At 71.8% G+C, this 21,097-nt stretch carries 22 protein-coding genes and 1 tRNA gene; 13 read left to right on the top strand and 10 right to left on the bottom strand.

Going from position 1 to position 21,097, the window contains the following annotated elements:
* Positions 1 to 7 precede the first annotated feature (7 nt).
* The 4 genes from OF819_RS27320 to OF819_RS27305 form a co-directional block, all read right to left on the bottom strand.
* A tRNA-Ser gene (locus tag OF819_RS27320) sits at positions 8 to 92 on the bottom strand.
* An 83-nt stretch (positions 93 to 175) separates the two neighbouring features.
* The gene (tadA, locus tag OF819_RS27315) at positions 176 to 691 is read right to left on the bottom strand and encodes a tRNA adenosine(34) deaminase TadA (RefSeq protein ID WP_267246318.1); all 516 of its coding nucleotides are present in this window, start codon (positions 689 to 691) and stop codon (positions 176 to 178) included.
* Entirely contained in the window at positions 691 to 1,221 is a 531-nt protein-coding gene (locus OF819_RS27310; protein ID WP_267246323.1) for a hypothetical protein, read from the bottom strand. Before OF819_RS27310 ends, tadA begins: the two co-directional genes overlap by 1 nt.
* A 216-nt stretch (positions 1,222 to 1,437) precedes the next feature.
* A complete protein-coding gene (locus OF819_RS27305; RefSeq protein ID WP_267246317.1) occupies positions 1,438 to 1,689 on the bottom strand; it encodes a hypothetical protein in 252 nt (83 codons plus the stop codon).
* 79 nt (positions 1,690 to 1,768) lie between these two features.
* Here OF819_RS27305 and upp point away from each other — a divergent pair, with 79 nt between their 5' ends.
* Positions 1,769 to 2,404 carry a uracil phosphoribosyltransferase gene (upp, locus tag OF819_RS27300; RefSeq protein ID WP_267246316.1) on the top strand — a complete coding sequence of 212 codons (636 nt, stop codon included), beginning with the start codon at positions 1,769 to 1,771 and terminating at the stop codon, positions 2,402 to 2,404.
* Positions 2,405 to 2,464: 60 nt separating this feature from the next.
* Here the strand turns inward: upp and OF819_RS27295 are convergent, their stop codons facing one another.
* Both OF819_RS27295 and OF819_RS27290 read right to left on the bottom strand, forming a co-directional pair.
* On the bottom strand, positions 2,465 to 3,100 hold the full coding sequence (locus OF819_RS27295; protein ID WP_267246315.1) for a LytR C-terminal domain-containing protein: 636 nt from the start codon (positions 3,098 to 3,100) through the stop codon (positions 2,465 to 2,467).
* A gap of 154 nt (positions 3,101 to 3,254) precedes the next feature.
* Positions 3,255 to 3,551, bottom strand: a complete 297-nt coding sequence (locus tag OF819_RS27290; RefSeq protein WP_003955420.1) for a type II toxin-antitoxin system VapB family antitoxin — start codon at positions 3,549 to 3,551, stop codon at positions 3,255 to 3,257.
* 108 nt (positions 3,552 to 3,659) lie between these two features.
* Between OF819_RS27290 and OF819_RS27285 the strand changes: the two genes are divergently transcribed.
* Entirely contained in the window at positions 3,660 to 5,282 is a 1,623-nt protein-coding gene (locus OF819_RS27285; RefSeq protein ID WP_267246314.1) for a helicase HerA-like domain-containing protein, read from the top strand.
* Positions 5,283 to 5,319: 37 nt separating this feature from the next.
* Here OF819_RS27285 and OF819_RS27280 read toward each other — a convergent pair whose 3' ends face one another.
* Both OF819_RS27280 and OF819_RS27275 read right to left on the bottom strand, forming a co-directional pair.
* Positions 5,320 to 6,861 carry a M28 family metallopeptidase gene (locus OF819_RS27280; RefSeq protein ID WP_267246322.1) on the bottom strand — a complete coding sequence of 514 codons (1,542 nt, stop codon included), beginning with the start codon at positions 6,859 to 6,861 and terminating at the stop codon, positions 5,320 to 5,322.
* A 153-nt stretch (positions 6,862 to 7,014) separates the two neighbouring features.
* A complete protein-coding gene (locus OF819_RS27275; protein ID WP_267246313.1) occupies positions 7,015 to 7,611 on the bottom strand; it encodes an HhH-GPD-type base excision DNA repair protein in 597 nt (198 codons plus the stop codon).
* A 200-nt stretch (positions 7,612 to 7,811) separates the two neighbouring features.
* Between OF819_RS27275 and OF819_RS27270 the strand changes: the two genes are divergently transcribed.
* Genes OF819_RS27270 through OF819_RS27260 form a run of 3 tightly spaced genes read left to right on the top strand, consistent with a single transcriptional unit; the run spans position 7,812 to position 10,973 of the window.
* Positions 7,812 to 8,018, top strand: a complete 207-nt coding sequence (locus tag OF819_RS27270; RefSeq protein ID WP_267246312.1) for a hypothetical protein — start codon at positions 7,812 to 7,814, stop codon at positions 8,016 to 8,018.
* Positions 8,015 to 10,459, top strand: coding sequence for a heavy metal translocating P-type ATPase (locus tag OF819_RS27265; protein WP_267246311.1), 2,445 nt, complete (start codon positions 8,015 to 8,017; stop codon positions 10,457 to 10,459). Before OF819_RS27270 ends, OF819_RS27265 begins: the two co-directional genes overlap by 4 nt.
* Positions 10,440 to 10,973: a copper chaperone PCu(A)C gene (locus OF819_RS27260; RefSeq protein ID WP_267246310.1), complete on the top strand. Its 534-nt coding sequence runs from the start codon at positions 10,440 to 10,442 to the stop codon at positions 10,971 to 10,973. Before OF819_RS27265 ends, OF819_RS27260 begins: the two co-directional genes overlap by 20 nt.
* A 50-nt stretch (positions 10,974 to 11,023) precedes the next feature.
* Here OF819_RS27260 and OF819_RS27255 read toward each other — a convergent pair whose 3' ends face one another.
* Positions 11,024 to 11,443 carry a YciI family protein gene (locus tag OF819_RS27255; RefSeq protein ID WP_267246309.1) on the bottom strand — a complete coding sequence of 140 codons (420 nt, stop codon included), beginning with the start codon at positions 11,441 to 11,443 and terminating at the stop codon, positions 11,024 to 11,026.
* A gap of 305 nt (positions 11,444 to 11,748) precedes the next feature.
* Here OF819_RS27255 and OF819_RS27250 point away from each other — a divergent pair, with 305 nt between their 5' ends.
* The 5 genes from OF819_RS27250 to OF819_RS27230 all read left to right on the top strand — a co-directional run bounded on the left by OF819_RS27250 (position 11,749) and on the right by OF819_RS27230 (position 15,927).
* Positions 11,749 to 12,699 (top strand): LPXTG cell wall anchor domain-containing protein, encoded by a 951-nt coding sequence (locus tag OF819_RS27250; RefSeq protein ID WP_267246308.1) that lies wholly within the window; start codon positions 11,749 to 11,751, stop codon positions 12,697 to 12,699.
* Positions 12,700 to 12,838: 139 nt separating this feature from the next.
* Positions 12,839 to 13,558: a flavodoxin family protein gene (locus OF819_RS27245; protein WP_267246307.1), complete on the top strand. Its 720-nt coding sequence runs from the start codon at positions 12,839 to 12,841 to the stop codon at positions 13,556 to 13,558.
* 223 nt (positions 13,559 to 13,781) lie between these two features.
* Positions 13,782 to 14,507, top strand: a complete 726-nt coding sequence (locus OF819_RS27240; protein WP_267246321.1) for a CDP-alcohol phosphatidyltransferase family protein — start codon at positions 13,782 to 13,784, stop codon at positions 14,505 to 14,507.
* A gap of 284 nt (positions 14,508 to 14,791) precedes the next feature.
* Entirely contained in the window at positions 14,792 to 15,451 is a 660-nt protein-coding gene (locus tag OF819_RS27235) for an alanyl-tRNA synthetase (RefSeq protein WP_267246306.1), read from the top strand.
* Between the two features lie 35 nt (positions 15,452 to 15,486).
* Positions 15,487 to 15,927 carry a thioesterase II family protein gene (locus OF819_RS27230; protein ID WP_267246305.1) on the top strand — a complete coding sequence of 147 codons (441 nt, stop codon included), beginning with the start codon at positions 15,487 to 15,489 and terminating at the stop codon, positions 15,925 to 15,927.
* Here OF819_RS27230 and OF819_RS27225 read toward each other — a convergent pair.
* The gene (locus OF819_RS27225) at positions 15,924 to 16,406 is read right to left on the bottom strand and encodes an adenylyltransferase/cytidyltransferase family protein (protein WP_267246304.1); all 483 of its coding nucleotides are present in this window, start codon (positions 16,404 to 16,406) and stop codon (positions 15,924 to 15,926) included. The two genes, OF819_RS27230 and OF819_RS27225, sit on opposite strands and share 4 nt — an antisense overlap.
* A 127-nt stretch (positions 16,407 to 16,533) precedes the next feature.
* Here OF819_RS27225 and OF819_RS27220 point away from each other — a divergent pair, with 127 nt between their 5' ends.
* The 3 genes from OF819_RS27220 (at position 16,534) to OF819_RS27210 (ending at position 20,971) form a co-directional block, all read left to right on the top strand.
* Positions 16,534 to 17,751 (top strand): glycosyltransferase family 4 protein, encoded by a 1,218-nt coding sequence (locus tag OF819_RS27220; protein ID WP_267246303.1) that lies wholly within the window; start codon positions 16,534 to 16,536, stop codon positions 17,749 to 17,751.
* A 128-nt stretch (positions 17,752 to 17,879) separates the two neighbouring features.
* Positions 17,880 to 19,712, top strand: coding sequence for a lipopolysaccharide biosynthesis protein (locus OF819_RS27215; RefSeq protein ID WP_416370636.1), 1,833 nt, complete (start codon positions 17,880 to 17,882; stop codon positions 19,710 to 19,712).
* Positions 19,709 to 20,971, top strand: a complete 1,263-nt coding sequence (locus tag OF819_RS27210; protein WP_267246301.1) for a hypothetical protein — start codon at positions 19,709 to 19,711, stop codon at positions 20,969 to 20,971. The genes OF819_RS27215 and OF819_RS27210 overlap by 4 nt, the downstream gene beginning before the upstream one ends.
* Positions 20,972 to 21,097 lie beyond the last annotated feature (126 nt).

Below are 21,097 nucleotides of genomic sequence, written 5' to 3'. Positions count from 1 at the left end.
TGAAGAGCGGTAGCGGAGGGATTTGAACCCTCGGTGACTTGCGCCACACTCGCTTTCGAGGCGAGCTCCTTCGGCCGCTCGGACACGCTACCGGGAGAGATCCTAGCCCAAGGTGGGCCGTGCGCCGAAATCGATATGCCTGCGGGGCCGGCTGAAGCGGCCCGGGACGGGGGGCTCAGCGGTCCCGGAAGAAGGCGCTGAGCTGCTGGGCGCACTCCTCGCCGAGAACGCCGAGGACGACCTCGGGGCGGTGGTTGAGCCTCCGGTCCCGTACGACGTCCCAGAGTGAGCCCGCCGCGCCCGCCTTGTCGTCGCGCGCCCCGTAGACCAGCCGGTCCACACGCGACTGGACGATCGCCCCCGCGCACATCGTGCACGGTTCCAGCGTCACGACGAGCGTGCAGCCGGTCAGCCGCCACCGGCCGAGCCGTTCGGCGGCCCGGCGGATCGCCAGCACCTCGGCATGGGCGGTCGGATCGCCGGTCGCCTCGCGTTCGTTGTGCCCGGACGCGAGGAGCGTGCCGTCGGCGGCCAGCACAAGGGCGCCGACCGGCACATCGCCGGACAGCGCGGCCTGCTCCGCCTCCTTGAGGGCGAGGCGCATCGACGCCTCCCACGGTCCGCGTACGGGGTCGTGCGCACGACCGGACGGGTCGGGCGGCGGAGGTGTCGCGGGTGGTGCGCCGGTCACTAGCGAACGGTCTCCAGGACCTCGGAAGCGCCGAGCGCCTCGGCGATGACCATCAGCCCGTCCTCCTCGATGGACAGCAGTTCCTTGGCCGAGACCCCGAGGTCGCCGAGGATCTCGCGGTCGCCCAGCGGACCCACCGGGGCGGCCCCGGCCGGGGAGTCCGTCAGATCGTCCTCGCCGGCCGCTTCCGGCTCGCCGTCCTCGGTGCCGTCGAGGTTCAGCGCGTCCAGTTCATCGGCCGCGTCGTCGTCGTCCCCGCCGAGCAGTTCGTCGGTGAGGATCTCTCCATACGAGGAGCGCGCGGCGGCGGCCGCGTCCGAGACGTAGATGCGAGGGTCGTCCTCGCCCTCCACTCGGACGACGCCGAACCACGCGCCCTCCTGCTCGATGAAGACGAGCACCGTGTCCTCGTCCACCGAGACCTCACGGGCCAGCTCGGTCAGATCCGACAGGGTCTCCACATCGTCGAGCTCTGTGTCGCTCGCTTCCCACCCGTCTGGAGTGCGCGCGAGCAGTGCGGCGAAGTACACCGTGACTCTCCCACTGATCAGAGGTGTGACGACCGGCGGTGCGCTGCTCATGCCCCGCCCACTCGGAATCGTGGCAGAAACCGGGCCGATGCGAGAGGTCTTCCGTCGTTGCGTCGTCCACCAGTTCTCACGAGTGCGGTTTCCATACTGCCGTCCGGATGCCTCCCGGACCGCTTTCCGGACTGCTTTCAGGCGGTTGCGGGGAGGCGCGGGCCGCTACCAGCGGAAGGTCCGCATGCGCATCTGCTGACGCATCCGGGCGGCCCTGGCGCGCCGCGGCTGGACCCGGTCGCGCAGCGCCCGCGCCTCGTGCAGCTCGCGCAGAAACTGGGCGCGCCGCCGCCGGCGCTCCGCGTCGGCCTCCAGGGCCGCGGCGGCCTCGGGGTCCTCAAGGCCCCGGGAGCCGCGCTCCCGTCTCGCTTCCGCTTCCGGCTCTGGTTCTGATCCCGGCTTCGGCATCGGCCGCATCACCCCACCACTGGGTCCCTGTTGCTTCCACCTTCCCTCTGTGGCCTCGGTTGATGCGAGCCCCGCTAGTGTGGACGCCATGCGGATCCATGTCGTCGACCACCCGCTGGTGGCGCACAAACTCACCACGCTGCGCGACAAGCGCACCGATTCCCCGACCTTCCGGCGGCTCGCCGACGAGCTGGTGACCCTGCTCGCGTACGAGGCCACCCGGGATGTGCGCACCGACCAGGTCGACATCGAGACCCCGGTCACCGGGACGACGGGCGTGAAGCTCTCCCATCCGCGGCCGCTGGTCGTGCCGATCCTGCGCGCCGGTCTGGGCATGCTCGACGGCATGGTGCGGCTGCTGCCGACGGCCGAGGTGGGGTTCCTCGGCATGATCCGCAACGAGGAGACGCTCCAGGCGTCCACCTATGCCACGCGGATGCCGGAGGACCTCTCGGGCCGGCAGGTGTACGTCCTCGACCCGATGCTGGCCACCGGCGGCACGCTGGTCGCGGCGATCCAGGAGCTGATCAAGCGCGGCGCGGACGATGTGACCGCCGTCGTGCTGCTCGCCGCCCCCGAAGGCGTCGAGGTGATGGAGCGCGAGCTGGCGGGCACTCCGGTCACCGTGGTCACCGCCTCGGTCGACGAGCGGCTGAACGAGCAGGGCTACATCGTGCCGGGGCTCGGCGACGCCGGCGACCGGATGTACGGCGCGGCCGAGTAGCACGCGGCGGTACGGGGCACTGACGCGGCCGCGCGCCGTCGCGCGCGGCCGCTTTCGGCGTCAGTCCGCGGGCTTGCAGGAGGGTCGCGGCGCGGGCCTGGTCAGTTCGGCCAGTGCCGCGTCCGCGTCCTTCTTCGCCGTCAGATTCCTGAAGGCCGTGCCCAGGATCAGGTCCACATCCGCCGTCTCGCGGGTGTCGGCCTTCAGCTGTGCGCCCTGGACCTGGGTGGTGAGCACCCGGAAAGCGCCCTCGTACGACGCCGGCGCGCCCAGCAGTATCGCGGTGCCGGTGACCTTCTTGTCGTACTCCTCAGTGGCGTTTCCGACCTCGCCGATCGCGAAGCCGCGCTTCTTCAGCTCGTCCGCCGCCCCCTGCGCGAGGCCCGTGCGCGGAGTCGCGTTGTAAACGTTCACCGTGATCTGCCCCGGCTTGGGCGGCGCGGGCGCGGCCGAGGGGGCGGGGACGGGTACGCAGTCGGACGCACGGCCGGAGGCGGCCTGCGGCTTCTTCTCGTCCCCGCCGCCGAACACATCGATGAGCTGCAGCGTCCCCCAGCCGGCCAGACCGAGAGCGACCGCCGTGGCGAGGGCGGCCAGAACGATCCTGCGGCGGCGCCGGGGACGTCGCATGCGCGGGTACGCGTCCCCCGTCACGCGGTACTTTCCGCCCATGCCGGGGGGTGTGAGCATGCTCATGAGGCGCAGCGTAGTGCGGGCGGTCGGCGATGCCTACTAGATGATCAATGGCGTGCGTCCGTACGGTGCGGAAAGGGTCCGAAAGGGGCATCCGTATGGTGCGTGCGGCCGACAAACTCCCGGGGCGGAGCCCCAGGTTTCTAAAGACCCGCGGTCAGCCCAGTTCCAGCACGCGCGCGTGCAGCACCTGGCGCTGCTGGAGCGCCGCCCGCACCGCGCGGTGCAGGCCGTCCTCAAGGTAGAGGTCGCCCTGCCACTTCACGACATGGGCGAAGAGGTCGCCGTAGAACGTGGAGTCCTCGGCGAGCAGGGTTTCCAGGTCCAGCTGGCCCTTGGTCGTCACGAGCTGATCGAGGCGGACCGGCCGTGGCGCGACATCCGCCCACTGCCGGGTGCTTTCCCGGCCGTGGTCGGGATACGGCCGCCCGTTTCCGATGCGCTTGAAGATCACACGGAAAGCCTACCGGTCAAGGCGCTCCGGGCGCAGCCAGGAGACTCGAGTGCAATCCTGGGCAAGCGTGTCTTTTCCGGCAATCGGCGTGGGGAGCAGGGGTTTCATATGAGCGCGAGCGAGCACATCGCCCCGGAGCTGCCCGAGGCCGCACGGAAGATCGCCGCCGGGTATGCGCCGGCCGGAGAGGCGGTCGAGCTGGGCGCCCTGCTGTGGGAAGGCCAGTGCCACGCCGACGCCCCGATCCGCCTCCCGCTGGCCATGCTCAACCGCCATGGGCTGGTCGCGGGCGCGACCGGCACAGGGAAGACCAAGACGCTCCAGCTCATCGCCGAGCAGCTCAGCGACGCCGGGGTGCCTGTCTTCCTGGCCGACGTCAAGGGGGACCTGTCGGGGATCAGCGCACCGGGCGAGACCGGTGAGACCGGTGAGCAGGGCGAGGCGGCCGGAAAGGTACGGGAGCGGGCCCGGCAGGTCGGACAGCGCTGGGAGGCCGAGGGCTTTCCGTGCGAGTTCTACGCCCTCGGCGGCCATGGAGCCGGGATCCCGCTGCGCGCCACAGTCACCGACGTCGGGCCGCTGCTGCTGGCGAAGGTCCTCCAGCTCAACCGTACGCAGGAGCAGTCGCTGGGGTTGATCTTCCACTATGCGGACTCCAAGGGCCTGGAGCTGGCGGATCTGAAGGATCTGCGGGCCGTGGTCGCCTTTCTCGTCTCCGACCTGGGCAAGGACGAGCTGCGGGGGATCGGCGGGCTCTCCACCGCCACCGCCGGGGTGATCCTGCGGTCCCTGACCGCGCTGGAGCAGCAGGGCGCGGGCGGCTTCTTCGGCGAGCCCGCGTTCGACACGCGCGAGCTGCTGCGCACGGCGCGGGACGGCCGGGGGCTCGTCTCCGTACTGGAGCTGCCTGCCGTGCAGGACCGGCCGCGGCTGTTCTCGACGTTCCTGATGTGGCTGCTGGCGGATCTCTTCCACGATCTGCCGGAGGCCGGGGATGTCGAGCGGCCGAAGCTGGTGTTCTTCTTCGACGAGGCGCATCTGCTGTTCGACGGGGCGAGCAAGGCGTTTCTGGAGTCGGTGGTGCGGACCGTGCGGCTGATCCGCTCCAAGGGGGTCGGCGTCTTCTTCGTCACGCAGTCCCCGCAGGATGTGCCTCCGGAGGTGCTCGGACAGCTCGGCAGCCGGGTGCAGCACGCGCTGCGCGCCTTCACCCCCGATGACGCCAAGGCGCTCAGGGAGACGGTCAAGACCTATCCGCGCTCCGAGTACCGGCTTGAGGAGGTGCTCACCCAGCTGGGCACCGGCGAGGCGGTGGTCACCGTGCTGAGCGAGTCGGGCGTGCCCACTCCGGTGGCGGCGACCCGGCTGCGGGCGCCGCGGTCCCTGATGGGGCCCGTCGGGGCGGATGCGCTGGAGCGGGCGGTGAAGTCCTCGCCGCTGTACGCGCGCTATGCGGAGGCCGTCGACCGGGAATCCGCGTATGAGCGGCTCTCGGCCGAGCAGCAGGCGGCCGAGGAGGCCGCGGTGCGTGCGGCGCGGGAGGTGGAGCTGGCCCAGGAGGCGGAGGCGGGCACGGCCTCGGCGTCCGAGCCGCCCGAGGAGGAGCCGTCGGCGGCGCAGCAGGTGGTGGGGAGCGCGGTCTTCCGCTCGCTCGCCCGGTCGATCGGCGCCCAGCTGGGCCGGGAGATCGGCCGCTCGCTGTTCGGCACGGCGGGCCGCAGACGGCGGTGAGGGTGGGCGGCTGACGGCAGCCGCCCACCCTGAGGACTTACTCGGTGACCTCGTGGCCGTGGTCGTCGTGCAGACCGCCGCCGCTGCCCTCGTCGCCCTCGGTCGGGACGGACTCGACGGGCTTGCGCAGCGAGCTCAGGTCGTGGGCGTAGGTGCCCACGGCGTTGGCGATGACGTCGATGTTGGCGTCGAAGGCCGCCATGTTGATGTTGCTCAGGTCATCGCACTCCGCGTGGTAGCACTTGTCGTACGCCACCCCGGCCTCGCCGCCGAACTTCGCGGCCTGCTTCTCGGTCTTGACGCCCTCCGCGCCGGTGAACGTGCCGCCGGACGGGATGCCGACCTCGATGAACGGGCCGTAGTCGGAGCGGCCGGTGAAGTCCGTGCCCTCGTGCGGCAGTCCGCGCGCGTCCATGAAGTCCGTGATGTCGCGCTCAAGTTGTGCCGAGCCCTTGGGGCCGGGGCCCGCGCCGACGCCGTCGGAGTCGTCCCCGTCGTACACGAAGAGGCCGTAGTTCGGCGAGGCGATCATGTCGAAGTTGAGATAGAGCTTGACCTCTCGGCGGTCGAGGCTGCTCATATTGGCGACATAGTGCTCGGAGCCGAGCAGTCCGTTCTCCTCCGCGGACCACCAGGCGAAGCGGACCTTGTTGGTCGGCCTCTTCTCCTTCTTCGCCAGCTCCTGGGCGACTTCGAGCAGACCGGCCGAGCCGGAGCCGTTGTCGTTGATGCCCGGGCCCGCGGTCACGGAGTCGAGGTGCGCGCCGAGCATCACGGTGTTGGCGGCGTTGCCGTGCCGGGTCTCCGCGATGACGTTGTTGGTGGCGCGCTTCTCCTGGAGCTGGCGGATCTCCAGCGAGAGTTTCACCGCGCCCTTGTCGAGGTCCGCGGCGAGCTTCTCGCCCTCGGCGAGCGTGATGCCGCCGGTGGGGATCTTGCCGGCGCCCGCGTCGCCGAGGGTGCCGTTGAGCGGGCCCTCTGCGTGGTTGTAGACGACGGCGGCCACGGCGCCGGCCTCGGCCGCGGTGGCCTGCTTCTGGGCGAAGGTGCAGCCGCCGCGCTTGATCAGGGCGATCTTTCCGGTGAAGGTCCCGGAGGCGTAGTCGCCCGGCTCACAGCCGGTGGTGCCGTCCTCGTCGACCGGCACCGCGGTGAGGTCGGCCTCGATGCCGCCGACCGGGGTGGAGGCGGTGTACGTCATCGCGTTGATCTCGACGTCGCGGGACTCGGGCGCGACCACGGAGAGCTTCTCGGCCTGCGTCTCCGTGTACATGAACTCGAACTGCTGATACGAGACGTTGTAGCCCCACCTCTTCAGCTGCTGGTACACATACGCGGCCGAGGCGTCGTGCCCGAGAGAACCCGCGGCGCGGTGGCCGCCCGCCGAGTCCGCTATCTGCTGGAACTTCTCCAGGTGCCGGTAGGCGTCCTCGGCGGACGACTTCCGCACCAGCTTCCCGGCCAGCTTCGACGCCTGCTTCGCGGCGCGCTCCCCGGGGTCGGGGCGGTGCGCGGCGGAGGGGGAGGCGGAGGCCAGCAGGAGCGGGGTCGCAAGTGCGGCTGCGGCCATGGCGGCCACGGCTCTGCGATGGGATGAGTTCACAGAGTTCCTTCCCGTGTGGTCAGAGTTGAGGGGAAGTTAGCGATCTCCGAGTGTTCTGTGAACACTTGTGCCGCAACTCACTGCACATTTCCTCTCATTGACCTCCCTCGGCGGGTCGGCTCCGGCCGGTCAGGACGCGGGCGACGCTTTCGCCTCCTTCGCGGCGCGCTTCATCTCCTGCTTGTAGGCGCGCACCTTGGCGAGCGACTCGGGCCCGGTGATGTCGGCGGCCGAGCGGTACGCGCCCAGCTCGCCATAGGCGCCGGCCGCCTCGCGCCAGCCCTCCGGGCGCACCCCGTACTGCTTGCCGAGCAGCGCGAGGAAGATCCTCGCCTTCTGGTCGCCGTAGCCCGGCAGCGCCTTCAGCCGCGCCAGCAGCTCCGCGCCGTCGGCGGCATCCCGCCAGATCGCCCGCGCGTCGCCGTCGTACTCGTCGACGACGTACCGGCACAGCTGCTGCACCCGCTTGGCCATGGAGCCGGGGTAGCGGTGGACCGCCGGCTTCTCCTTCAGCAGCTCGGCGAAGGCGTCCGGGTCGTATGCGGCGATCTGCCCGGCGTCGAGATCGTCGGCGCCGAGGCGCCGGGCGATGGTGTACGGGCCGGTGAACGCCCACTCCATGGGGATCTGCTGGTCCAGCAGCATCCCGACGAGCGCGGCGAGCGGGCTGCGGCCGAGCAGCTCGTCGGCCTCGGGCTGCTGGGACAGATGGATCGAGGTGGTCATGGACCGATGATCACCCCGGGCGGCGCAGGTCGCCAGTGAGGCACGGCCCGCCAGTGCGGCACGGGCCCGCACGATCGCTTGAGAGGCGCTGGACGGAGAGTCGGATTCCGGGGCCTTCGGGTTCCCGGAGGGGCTGTGGTTGTTTCTCACAGCCGCTGGGGCTTCGCGGGCGGGCTCATACCCCCGTACGGTATGACTCCATGAAGACTGCGAGCTCTCTCCCGGCTCTGGCGGGCTTTGTGCTTCTGCTGCTGGCGCTGACGGCCGTCTCGTACGCCGTGGGCCGTGCCGCCGGCCCCGTCTCGCCGGGCCTGCACCAGGTGGAGGAGGGCGAACGCTGGGACGGGCCGGGCGGCGCCGGAGGGCATGACCACGGGATGCGGGCGCCCGGGGCGGTGCGGCCATGAGCGAGACGCTCGGCGCCTCCGCGGCGACCGACACCGATCTGCTGGTCGGCGGGATGACCTGCGCCGCGTGCGTCGCCCGCGTGGAGAAGAAGCTCAACCGGGTCGAGGGCGTGACCGCCACGGTCAATCTCGCCACCGGCCTCGCCCGGATCGCCCACCCGCCAGAGGTGGGCGTCGAGGTGCTGATCGAGACCGTGGAGCGCGCCGGGTACACCGCCGAACTGCCTCCCGCGGAAGACGACGGGGAGATCGGCGGAGACGGCGAGGACGGCGGGGACGGGGCGGTCGCGGCGGAGTCCGACGCATACGACGAGGAAGCCGAGGAGCGCGAGCGGCTGCTGATCACCGCGCTGCTCGCGACCCCCGTCCTGCTGCTGTCGATGGTCCCCGCCCTCCAGTTCGACTACTGGCAGTGGCTCTGCTTCACCCTCGCCGCCCCCGTGGTCGTCTGGAGCTCGCAGCCCTTCCACGCCCGCGCCCTGGCCGGACTGCGGCACGCCACGGCGACGATGGACACCCTCGTCTCCCTCGGCGTCATCGCGTCCTTCCTCTGGTCCGCGTACGCGCTCTACTTCGGCGGCGCGGGCGACCCGGACATGCGGATGCCGTTCACCTGGCTGCCAGGCGACGGCGGCCACAGCGGGGCGCATCTCTATCTGGAGGCCGCGGTCGGCGTTCCGCTGTTCGTGCTCGCCGGGCGGCGGCTGGAGGCGCGGGCCAGACGCGGCACCGGGTCCGCGCTGCGCGCCCTCGCCGAGCTGGGCGCGAAGGACGTCGAAGTCCGCGGCCCCGACGGGCGTTCCGGGGAGCGCATCCCCATCGCGCGGCTGCGCACCGGGCAGGAGTTCACCGTCCGGCCGGGCGAGAAGGTCGCCACGGACGGCGAGGTCGTCGAGGGCAGCTCGGCGCTCGACCTGTCGCTGGTCACCGGCGAGTCCACGCCCGTGGAGGTGGGCCCCGGCAGCAAGGTCGTGGGCGGCGCGGTCAACTCGGGCGGGCTGCTCGTCGTCCGCGCCACCGCCGTCGGCGCGGACACCCAGCTCGCCCGGATCACCCGGCTGGTCACGGACGCCCAGGCGGGCAAGGCGCGGCTGCAGCGGCTCGCCGACGCCGTCGCCGGGGTCTTCGTACCGGCGATCGTGACCGTCGCGGCGTGCGTCCTCGGCTTCTGGCTGGGCGCGGGCGGCGCGCCCGAGGCGGCGGTCACGGCCGCTGTGTCCGTCCTCGTCGTCGCCTGCCCCTGCGCGCTGGGTCTGGCCATCCCGACCGCCTTCCTGGCCGCGACCGGCCGGGGCGCGCAGCTGGGCGTGCTGATCAAGGGCCCGGAGGCGCTGGAGCGGCTGCGCGGCGTCGACACCGTGGTCTTCGACAAGACGGGCACGCTCACCACCGGCCGGATGACGCTCGTCGGGACGGCGGTTGCGGACGACGGGCCGGACGCGGCGACCGTGCTGCGGCTCGCGGGCGCGGTGGAGTACGGCTCCGAGCACCCCATCGGCCGAGCCGTGGCGGCGGCCGCGGCCACGGCCGGCGGCGGGGAGCCACCGGCCGCGCTGCCGCGGGTCTCCGGCTTCCGCGCGGTGCGCGGCGAGGGCGTCTACGGGCGGGTGGACGGGCGCGAGGTCGCCGTACGGCGTCCGCGGGAGGACGCCGAACTGCCCGGGGGGCTGCCCGGAGAGCTGCGCAGCGCCCTGGAGCGCGCCGAGTCGGCCGCGCAGACCGCGGTCGTCGTGGAGTTCGACGGCCGTCCGGTCGGCGTGCTGGCGGTGGGCGACAGCCTGCGGCCCTCCAGCCGGGACGCGGTCGCCGAGCTGACCGCCCTGGGCATCGAGCCGATCCTGGTCACGGGCGACGCCGAGGCCCCGGCGCGGGCCGCGGCCCGCGAGACCGGCATCGGGACGGTGCACGCGGGCGTCACACCGGAGGGCAAGGCGGAGCTGGTCGCCGCGCTGCGCGCCGAGGGGCGGCGGGTCGCGGTGATCGGCGACGGCGTCAACGACGCGGCCGCGCTGGCCACGGCGGATCTGGGCATCGCGATGGGCGGCGGCACGGACGCGGCGATCGGGGCGGCCGACATCACGCTCGTACGGGAGGACATGTCCGCGGTCGTCGCCGCCGTACGCCTCACCCGGCGCACGCTGACCACGATCCGGGCGAACCTCGGCTGGGCCTTCGGCTATAACGCGGTCACCGTGCCGCTGGCGGCCACGGGCTGGCTCAACCCGATGTTCGCGGCGCTCGCGATGTCCGCCAGCTCGGTCCTCGTCGTCGGCAACAGCCTGCGCCTGCGGGCGTACGGGGCGGGGGAGGGGCGTCCTGCGGGGGCGGGGCGCCGGGCGGCCAACTCCGGTGCCGCTGCCGCTGCCGCTGCCGGTGCGGGTTCTGGTTCCGGTTCTGGCTCCGGCCCGAGGGAGGGTTCCGATGACCTCAGCCTCCGCTGACAGCTCCGGCGCGGCGTCCGGCTCCGGCGGCGGCCGGCGGCGAGTCGCCGCGCTCGCCGGGGCCGTGGGCGTGCCCGTGGGGACATGTGTCGTGACACTCGGGCTGCTCACCGCGTATACGTCCACCGGGGCCGCGGGTCAGCCCCCGGCCGAGATCAGCGTGGTCCGCGCCCGTGTCGTGCAGCCGATCGACTCCCAGGACACCATCGCGTACATCGATCTGCGCAACACCGGCGGCACGGACGCCACGCTTGAGTCCGTGGAGGCCCCGCTGACGGGGACCGCGAGTCTGCTCTCGCGCGATGTGATCACCAATGACCAGGGGCTGATGAAGGCGGTCCCGGCGCTCCGCATCCCGGCGGGCGAGGAGACGAGGACCCGCCCGTCGGTGGCGGATGTGATGATCGAGGACCCGCCCGCGCTCGCGCTGGGCGAGACGGTCGAGTTTCTGCTGCGCTTCCGCGACGGCAGCACGGTCAGCGCTCGCGCCGTGGTGGTCCTGCCCGGCTCCTGAGGCAGGCGCGTCAGCTCCCGCCGCCAAACCGACGGTCCCGTGCGCGGTTCTCACACGCCGCCCACCGGCGGGGAGTCCGGGATGGGCCGGATGACCACCGGATACTCGGGCACGCCGTCCGGCACGGGGCACCGCGACACCCGCTCGGCGATCTCGGTGACCCGCTCCAGGCTCGCGCAGTCAAGCACCCAGTACCCGGCGAGCACCTCCTCGGCCTCCCCGTACGGCCCGTCGGTGATCACCGGCTGCCCGTCCGGCCCACGGCTGACGAACCGCGTCTGCGCGGGCTCGGCCAGCCCGTTGCCGTCGATCAGCTCGCCGGACTCGGAGAGGTCGTCGTTGATGGTCTGCATATAGAGGAACATCGTCCTGAGTTCCTGCTCGCTCCAGGCCAGGCTGTACGCGGACGCCTTTCCGTTCATCGCGTCATAGTCGGCCTGCGCGCCCTGCACCATCACTAGATACTTCATGGTTCACACACTCCTCGGCTGTGGGCGTCGCCCTTGCAGGCAACTCTCACAGGGGACGTCGGAGCGGGCGGAGCGTTCTCGACACGGCGCGCGGATTCTTCCGCAACCACTCGTCGGGACGAATGAATGACATGACTCACAGAAGAATCAAAGCTTCCATGGGCAACTGTCCGGGTTCATGGACTTTGCGCATGATCAATGACGGTGTGAGGGCCGGATGAGGCGGTATTCGGCTGTTCCCGGCCCGCCGCGGAGTCATACGATCAACGCTGTTTGTGATTCCGCCTTTCGACCAAAGGGCTCGCGTGAACCTTCGCCGCACTGTCTCCACCGCCGTCGCCGTCGCCGTGACCGCGCCGTTCGCTCTGCTGTCCGCCGCTCCGGCGCTCGCCGACGACAAGCCGTCGGCGTCCGCCGTGCAGTCGGAGACGGGGGAGAAGAAGGCCAAGCCGTCGATCGCCGAGCTGGAGAAGGCGGCGAAGGAGGCGCAGGAGGCGTACGACAAGGCCGTTGCGGCCGAGGAAGCCGCGCAGAAGGTCGTGAAGGAGAAGCTCGACGGGGACACGCCGCTCACTCAGGCCCGCAAGGCTGCCATGAAGGAGGCGAAGGCCGCCAAGGCGGCCAAGGACGCCGCCGACCAGCAGCTCGCCGATGCCCAGGCCGCCCTCGCCGCGCTGCCCGAGTCCGCGACCGCGGAGGAGAAGACAGCAGCCGAGCAGGCGGTTGCCGAGGCCGAGGCCGCGGTCGCGGCAGCCGCCGAGAAGAAGGCCGCCGCCGATGCCAAGTCGAAGGCGGCTGATGACGCTGTGTTCGACGTGTTCAAGGAGCTGGGCAAGGTCCAGGGAGCGCTGAAGCAGGCGCTCGCCGACAAGCAGGCCGCCGACAAGGCCCTCGCCGACGCCAAGAAGGCCCTTGAAGAGGAAGAGAAGGGCCAGAACAAGGGCGACGACGCCACGGCCGAGGACGGCAAGGGCGAGAACAAGGCCGAGGACGGCGACGGAGGCCACGGCAAGGGCGAGGACGCCAAGGCCGACGAGGCCGACGAGGCAGACAAGGCTGACAAGTCCGACGCGGCTGTGAAGGAGCAGGGCGGCACGTCCGGCACGCCGGCGGACACGACGGCGTCCGGCAGCATGGCCAAGACCGGTTCGTCCTCCGCCCTGCCGCAGATCGCCCTCGCGGGCGGCGCCGCCGTGGCGCTGGGCGCGGGCGCGGTGTTCGTCGTCCGCCGCCGCAAGGCGGGCGCCGACGCCTGAGGCTGACGACAGGCAGCAGGCAGCAGGCAGCTGCGGAAGGGCCCCGACCATACGCCGGTCGGGGCCCTCTCCCGTACCGCCGCGGGTCCGCCGGGCGCGTCCGATGGCATCCGCGGCCGCCGTGCGGCAGGTTGCCGCCATGACCGCTCAGTCCGATGACAGCTACGCCGACCTGCGCGCCCTCTTCGTCAACTGCACCCTCAAACGCTCGCCGGAGGTCAGCAACACCGAGGGCCTGATCGACAAGAGCCGGGCCGTCATGGAGCGGAACGGCGTGACTTCCGAACTGATCCGCGCCGTCGACCATGACATCGCCACCGGCGTCTGGCCGGATATGACCGAGCACGGCTGGGCGTCGGACGAGTGGCCGCAGCTGTACGAGAAGGTGATGGCCGCCGACATCCTCGTCCTGGCGGGGCCGATCTGGCTGGGCGACAACAGCAGTGTGATGAAGCAGGTCATCGAGCGCCTCTACGCCTGTTCCAGCCTCCTCAACGACCGGGGGCAGTACGCCTACTACGGCCGGGCCGGCGGCTGTCTGATCACCGGGAACGAGGACGGCGTCAAGCACTGCGCCATGAACGTCCTCTACAGCCTCCAGCACCTCGGCTATACGATCCCGCCGCAGGCCGACGCGGGCTGGATCGGCGAGGCGGGCCCCGGGCCGTCGTATCTCGACCCGGGCTCCGGCGGTCCCGAGAACGACTTCACCAACCGCAACACCGCTTTTATGACCTGGAACCTGATGCATCTGGCGCTGATGCTGAAACGGGCCGGAGGCATCCCCGCCCACGGCAACCAGCGCTCCGTGTGGGACGCGGGCTGCCGTTCCGACTTCCCGAACCCGGAACACCGCTGAACACCGCCGCATATCACTGAGCTCCGCTGAGCATCTGAACAGCGCGGATGCGCCAACTCCCGCTCGTCCCGCACTGGCCGCCGTCCGGCCTGACATCATGTGGCGAATCGGTGAACGAGATGTGCAAGGGGGTTCGATGGCGGAGGCGACCAGCGGTGCGACCGGGGCGGCCGGGACGGCGGGGACAGCCAGTACGACGGGGGCGGCCGGGACGGCCGCGGCGATGACCGCGCGTGAGGCGCTGGAGCGGTTGCGCGGGGCGCAGAAGGCGGCCAAGGGGGTGTCGCTCTACTCACGGCTGGTGAACCGGCCCGCCGGGCGGTATCTCGCCGCCGGCTCCTATGCCCTCGGCCTCACCCCGAATCAGGTCACGCTGGTCAGCGCGGTCTTCAGCTTCTCTGGGGTCGCGCTGCTCGCGCTCGCCGCGCCCGCCTGGTGGTCCGGCGGGCTGGTGTGGCTGGCGCTGGCGGTCGGCTTCGCCTTCGACTCGGCCGACGGCCAGCTGGCGCGGCTGCGCGGCGGCGGCAGCCCGGCGGGCGAGTGGCTGGACCATGTGGTGGACTGCGCCAAGATCACGGCACTGCACACGGCCGTGCTGGTGGCGTTCTACCGCAGCCCTGAACACTTCGGCGTGGACGGCTCGGACGGCTGGCTGCTGCTGCCGCTGGGGTTTCTGTTCGCCACGGTCGTGACGTTCTTCGGCGGGCTGCTCACCGAGAAGCTGAAGCCCCGGCCCGCTCCGGGCAGTGCGCCGCCCGCCCCCTCGACGCTGCGCGCCGTTGCGCTGCTGCCGGTCGATCACGGCGTGTTCTGTCTGGTGTTCCTGCTGCTGGGCGGAGGGCCGCTGTTTCTGTGGGGGTACGGGCTGCTGGGCGCGGCGGCGGCGCTGTATCTGCCGCTCTTCCTGGCCAAGTGGTTCCGCGAACTGGACCGTCCCGCGGTCCACTAGACCTGCCCCCCGTGTTCCGGCCACCGCCTGCTCGGGAAGCGCCGGTCCGCCGTACGCCCTGGCGCGTGCTCTCACCATCGGGGCTGCCGCCGCCGCGGCCACCCGACAGTGTGGCACTCAGCTCGGATGGCGAAAGCGTCACCTACGGCCACAACCGCATCGCCAAGAGCAGCCAGACCGGTTTTGTCTTTGAACCGCGCCGCGTCTGACAGTCTGATCACGTCGGACGGGGCACCAACTGCCCCGTCCGACACAGGCGTTACCACACACGTTCGGAGGCTCTGGTGCAGCAGCGTCACATCTATCTGGAAGACACCTACCACGTCAGCGCGGACACCCAGGTCATCGACGCAGGACTCAGTGAACACGGGCCTTGGGTCACGCTGGAGGACAATATCTTCCACCCCCAGGGCGGCGGTCAGCCCAGCGACGCCGGGACCGTCGGCGAAGCGGCCGCGCGTCCGTTCAAGGCCCCCGACACCGATCTCCACGTCGTGCGTCTGGCGTGTGAGAAGACCTTTGACGTGGGCGCACAGGTCACCGCCCGCGTCGACCCGGAGCTGCGGCGCCGCCATGCGGCACTGCACACCTGTGGGCATGTCGTGGACGGCTTCGTCCGTGAGCTGGGCTTCCGGCACCGGGTCAGCAATCACTTTCCGAACCAGGCGCGCATCGAGTTCGACGCCGGTGCGGACAAGCCCGACCTGCAGAAGCTGGCGGCCGTCGTCGAGGAGCGCACGCGCGAGATGATCGCCGCCGACCGGAAGGTGTACGCGGAGCACCGGGGCGATCAGCGCATCGTCGGCATCGACGGACTGCATGAAGACCCATGCGGCGGCACTCATGTTGCCTCGCTGGGGCAGCTCGCGGGGTTCTCCCTGCGCTCGATCAAGGTCAAGGGCGGCGTGCTGAAAGTGGGTTACACCGTTGAGCACGCAGAGTAGCCGGGCCACAGGGGCGTTCCCGGCCGCTGGCGCACTTGCCGACGGCCCGCCCACCGCTGTTCGCCGGGGATCCCCTGCTGGCCGACGCCCGGGAAATCGAGGGCGCAGCCGTCCGCTTCGGCGGCATCGCCCGTCAGGTCCTTGAGCATGAGCAGCTGCGCGAGCGCGCCGTCAAGCTGCTCCGGTCGGACTTCGCGGTGTGCGACGACTTCGTCGCGACGCTCGGGCACACGGTCACGGAAAGCGATCTGGTGGTGTGCTGCGGCACGGACGACGTGTACACCGAGGACCAGGTCCGCGCTTGGACGCTCAGCTCCACAGCCGAGACCGCCGTGCACTGGCTGTCCGGTGGACACTTCTATCTCGGCGAGCATACGTCCGCCCTCGCCCGCCTGATCGGTGAACGGCTGGGCTCCGCCGCGCCGGCGGCGGGCGCGGTCGGGGCGCCGTCGGCCCGCGACCGGGGTGGAAGTTAGCCGTGCTCGGCGCTCTGGACCGCGGTCGCCGGCTCCGTCGGCGGCTGCGTCAGGGTGTCGAGCGCGCGCCGGAGCTGGGTGCTGGAGGTGTGCACGGTGTACGGGAAGTAGACGATCTCGACCCCGACCGTGGCGAAGTCCCGCTCCAGTTTGTCGCCCTTGGGGGTGCCGCGCCAGTCGTCGCCCTTGAACAGAACGTCGAAGCGGACCTGCTGCCAGGTGTCCAGTTTGTTGGGGACGGTCTCCACGAAGGCCGCGTCCACGTACTTGATGTTCCGGACGATTTCCAGCCGTTCGATGAGCGGTATCACCGGGCGGCGGCCCTTGGCGAGTTCTGCCATCTCGTCGGAGACCACTCCGGCCACCAGATAGTCGCAGTGCTGCCGGGCGTGGCGGAGGATGTTGAGATGGCCTATGTGGAAAAGGTCATAGGCGCCGGGCGCGTATCCCACCCGGTACGGCTTGCGTTCCTGCTGCACGTTGAATTGCCCCCTCTGGACCGGTCGCTCCCCGTGCGTCCCGGCCGACATTACCGTGCACACTACGTGAGGCATGCGTGAACGATTAGGGTTCACGGGCGATCGTTCGTCAAAAGGGGGCCCTGTGATGAGGCTGCTGCTGGTGTCGACCAACTATGCGCCGGAGCACACCGGCATCGGTCCGTACGCCACTCAGATCGCCGAACACTGGGCGGCGCAGGGCCATGAGACGCATGTGCTCGCCGGGATGCCGCACTATCCCGCGTGGTCGGTGGACCCGGCCTACGCGGGGATGTGGCGGCAGACGGAGCTGCGTTCAGGAGTAACGATTCACCGCAGACGGCACACGGTGCCGCGGCGGCAGACGGCGGTGCAGCGCGCGCTGTTCGAGGGCTCGGTGCTGGCTCACTCGCTCGCCGCGCCGCCGAGGATGGAGCGGCCGGACGCCGTCGTCGCCCAGCTGCCCAGCCTGGCGGGCGGGGTCGCGGGCGCGCGTCTCGCGGCCCGCTGGAAGGTTCCGTACATCCCCGTCGTCCAGGATCTGATGGGCGCGGCCGCCGAGCAGAGCGGCATCCAGGGAGGGGACCGGGCGGCCGCCGTCGCCGGGCGGGTCGAGGCGTACGCACTGCGCAGGGCGACGCTGGTCGGGGTGATCCATGAGACGTTCACCGAGCGGGTGGCCGCCATGGGCGTGTCGCGGGAGCGGATACGGACCGTGCCCAACTGGTCGCATGTGTCCGCCCCGTCGCGGCCCCGGGAGGAGACGCGTGCGCGGCTCGGCTGGGCGCTGGGCGAAACGATTGTGCTGCACTCCGGGAACATGGGCCTGAAGCAGGGACTTGAGGTGCTGGTGGAGGCCGCCCGCCTCGATCCAAAGACACGTGTGGTGCTCATGGGGGACGGCAATCAGCGGCAGACGCTGGAGCGGCTTTCGGCCGATGTGCCCAATCTGGAGATCATGGAGCCGGTCGGGGACGAGGACTTTCCCGAAGTGCTGGCGGCGGCCGATGTGCTGGCCGTGACCCAGCGGGCCTCGGTGCTCGATATGAGCGTGCCGTCCAAGCTGACGTCGTACTTCGCCGCCGGACGGCCGGTCGTCGCCTCGGTCGCGGACTCCGGCGGCACCGCCCAGGAAGTACGGCGCTCGGGCGCGGGCGTGCTGGTGCCGCCGGAGGACCCGGCGGCGCTGCTGGCGGCCGTACGCGAACTGATGGACGATCCGGACGCGTCCCAGAGGCTGGGGGCCGCCGGTCCCCGCCATGTCGCCGCCCATCTCAGCCGGGCGGCGGGGCTGGCCCGCTATGACGCGCTGATCGAAGAAGCGGCAAGGGAGTCGGACAGGTGACGGACGCACACAGCGGCCACAGCGGTCACAGCGGCGGCCACGGCGGCCACAGTGGTCACGGCGGCGGCCCTGGCGGCGGCCACGGCGCGCCCCACGCGCCGCGCGACCCCGCGCCCCGGCAGATACCCGTGCACACCCCCGTCGTCTCCGCGACGGAGGACGAACCCGATCTGCTGAGGGACCAGTTCCGGCAGCTCCTGCGCTACCCCCGGCTGATCGCGGGCGGTGTGCTCCTCGGCCTCCTCGGCGGCGCCTGGCTCGGCTACAGCACCGCCGACACCTATGTCGCCACCAGCGATGTGGTGCTCCGCACTCCGACCGAGGACCCCTTCAACCCGAGCATCGCGATCGACAAGACGATCAACATGAACTCGGAGCGGCAGGCCGCGATGAGCAGCCGCACCGCCGAACGCGCCGCCAGGGAACTGGGCTTCGCCGGCACGGCCGCCGAGCTGACTTCCGGGCTCCAGGTCACCACCCCGCCCCAGTCGCTGGTGCTGCGCTTCAGTTACACCTCGAACGACCCCGACAGGTCGGCGCAGCGGGCCAACGCGCTGGTGCAGGCGTATCTCAAGGACCGCGAGGAGCAGACGGAAGCCACCCGCGACACCATGATCAAGGGGCTGCAGACGCAGCTCGACCCGATCTCCAGGCAACACGACGAACTGGCCGAGAAACTGGAGGGCCGCACGGTGTCCTCCGAAAGCGAGGCGGACTACACCGTCAAGGCCAACCTCCTCAACCGCATCACCGAGCTGAGCAACCGCATCAGCAAGCTCAAGGCGCTCGACATGACCCCCGGCAAGGTGATCCGGGTGGCCGACGCGCCCAAGTCGTCGGACGGCCCCGGCTGGGCGCTCTCCCTCGGTCTCGGCGGGGCCGTCGGCGTCGCGCTCGGTCTGCTGATCGCCTGGGTACGGCTGGTCTTCGACCCGGCGGCCCGCTCCGAGGGCGATGTGGCGCGCGCCCTGCGTGCCCCCGTCCTCGGCTCGCTGCCGCGCGCCCACGAGAGCGATCCGCCGCTGGCCGAGGACCGCGAGGAGTCCCCGCTCGCCGAGGAGTACCGCTCGATCGCCTATCGCCTCGCCTACGACCAGCGGTTCGCCGACCGGCGGCGGCTGCTGGTGGCCGCGCCGCGCGGCTCCAGCCGCACCGCCGCGGCCGTGGCGGTGAACCTGGCAGCGTCCTTCGCCGAGATCGGCAAGCGCGTGCTGATCGTGGAAGCCGATCTGCGCACGCCCTCCCTGGAACGGCAGCTGGACGCCGAGGAGGTCAGCCGTCCGGCGTGGACGTACGAGGGCCACGGCGGCCGTGGGCACGGCGGGCGGGGACAAGGCGGGCAGGGGCACGACGGCGATGCGGACAGCTGGCCGGGGCGGCGTCGGCTGGCCGTGGACGCGGGCGAGTCCGGCAGCTTTGAGCTGGTGCCGGGCGCACATGTACGGAATGTGGCGCGGGCGCTCACCTCGCCCGAGATGTCCCGGCTGGTCGCCGAGGCCGACGACCCGCGGGTGACCGTGATCGTGCTGACGCCCCCGGTGTTCGCCTACGCGGATGCGCTGGCGCTGGTCGACCGGGTGGACGGCGTCCTCGTGGTGTGCGACCCGCGCGGTGTGCACCGCTCCCAGCTCGCCCGGCTGCGCGATCTGATCACTGGCGCGGGCGGCACGGTGCTCGGCACGGTGATGCACCGGGGCGAGCGCCCCGGCCAGCGCCGCGGACGGAACGGCGGGGACGGCGGGGCCTTCGGGAAGGCGAGCGGCAAGGCGAGCGGCAAGCGAGGCGGCGGCAAGCGCGGTGCGACGGCGGAGAACTCCGGGCGCAGGGCAGTCCCGGCCGCGTCTCCCGGCGCCGCCGCACCTGACCGCGCCCAGCGGGAGCGGGACCCGGAGCCGGACCTCGGCGACGGCACCGCCACCGTGACGCTGCGCGCCGCCGTGCCGCCTCGCAACCGCTCATGAGGCGGGGGCGGGGCGCGGGCGCGGCGCTCGCCTCGGTGCTGGACCAGGCGGCGACGGGCCTGACGAACATCCTCGTCCTGGTGCTGGCCGCACGGCTGTCCACGGCGTCCGGATTCGCCCAGTTCTCCATGGTGTACCTGGTGTTCACCGTGCTGCTGGGGCTGTTCATGGCATACGTGGGCCAGGCGCTGGTCCTCGTACGCGGCGAGTCCGCCGACACCGCGTCTGCCTGCCGCTCGGCGCTGGGCTTCACGGCGGCCGCGTCCCTCGCCGCGGGGGCGCTGCTGGCGGCGGCGGGCGCGGTGCTCCCCGGCCCGGGGGCGGGGCTGGCCGCCCTCGGCGCCGTACTGCCCCTCGTCCTGCTGCAGGACGGCTCCCGCTACTGCTTCTCCGTGCTGACCCGTCCGCACCACGCGCTGCTGGCGGACACGCTGCGGCTGCTCGGCACGGTGGCGGCGCTCGCCCTCCAGCCGCAGGACTCCTCGCCCGCCCGGCTGGTCCTGGTCTGGGGTCTGGCCACACTGCCGAGCCTCGCGGCCGCGGCGCTGCTGCTGCGCCGCCCGCTCGCGGGGGCGCGCATGGATCTGCGCCCCTATGTGCGCCGCGGCCATCTGGGACAGCGTTTCGTCGTCGAGTTCGCCGTCGGCAACGGCTCAAGCCAGCTGGCCGTGCTGGGCCTCGGCGTCTTCGGCAGCCCGCTCGCGGTGGGCGCGCTGCGCGGCGCGTCCACGCTGTTCGGCCCGCTGAACGTCCTCTTCGGCTCCGCCAACGCCTTCGGCCCGCCCCTGCTCAACCGGCTGGGCGGCGGGGGCCGCGCGGTCGTCCGCGCCACGGCCGTGCTGGCCGCGGCCCTCGCGGCGGCGGCCGGGGTGTGGGCGCTCGTGTGGGGGCTGCTGCCCCGGGGCTGGGGCCGTCATGTCCTCGGCGACACCTGGCCCGCGGTCGCCGAACTCCTCCCGGCGACGGGCGCGCAGTACGTCCTGATGGGCCTCGGCGTCAGCGCGCTGCTCACCCTCCGCGTGCTGAGCCCCCGGGAAACCCTCTCCGTCCAGGTCGTCTTCTCTGCGCTGTCCGTGGCCCTGCTCGCCCTGGGGTATGTGTGGGGCGGGGCCCTGGGCGCGGCCTGGGGCCTGGCCGCGGGCTCCGCGGCGAAGGCGGCGGCCGCTTGGTGGCGGGTGTCCCGGGTCCGGCGCCGCCCGGTGCCGCCGACCGCGCCGGACGCGCCGGAAGGCGCGAGGGAGCGCATTCGCGACCGCTGAACGCGAGCCGTTCGTGCTGCTGTTTCCGTCTTTGGGGTGAGTGTCCGGAAGCACCCGAATGGCTCCCTCGGAGCAGGGGCAGCTTGCTCGTGCCCCGTCCGCGGCCAAGGGCGGGACGCCCCTGCC

Origin of the sequence: Streptomyces sp. PR69, from assembly GCF_026420845.1 — a bacterium.
Taxonomy (GTDB): domain Bacteria; phylum Actinomycetota; class Actinomycetes; order Streptomycetales; family Streptomycetaceae; genus Streptomyces.
This window is presented reverse-complemented; position numbering and strand designations above follow the sequence as displayed.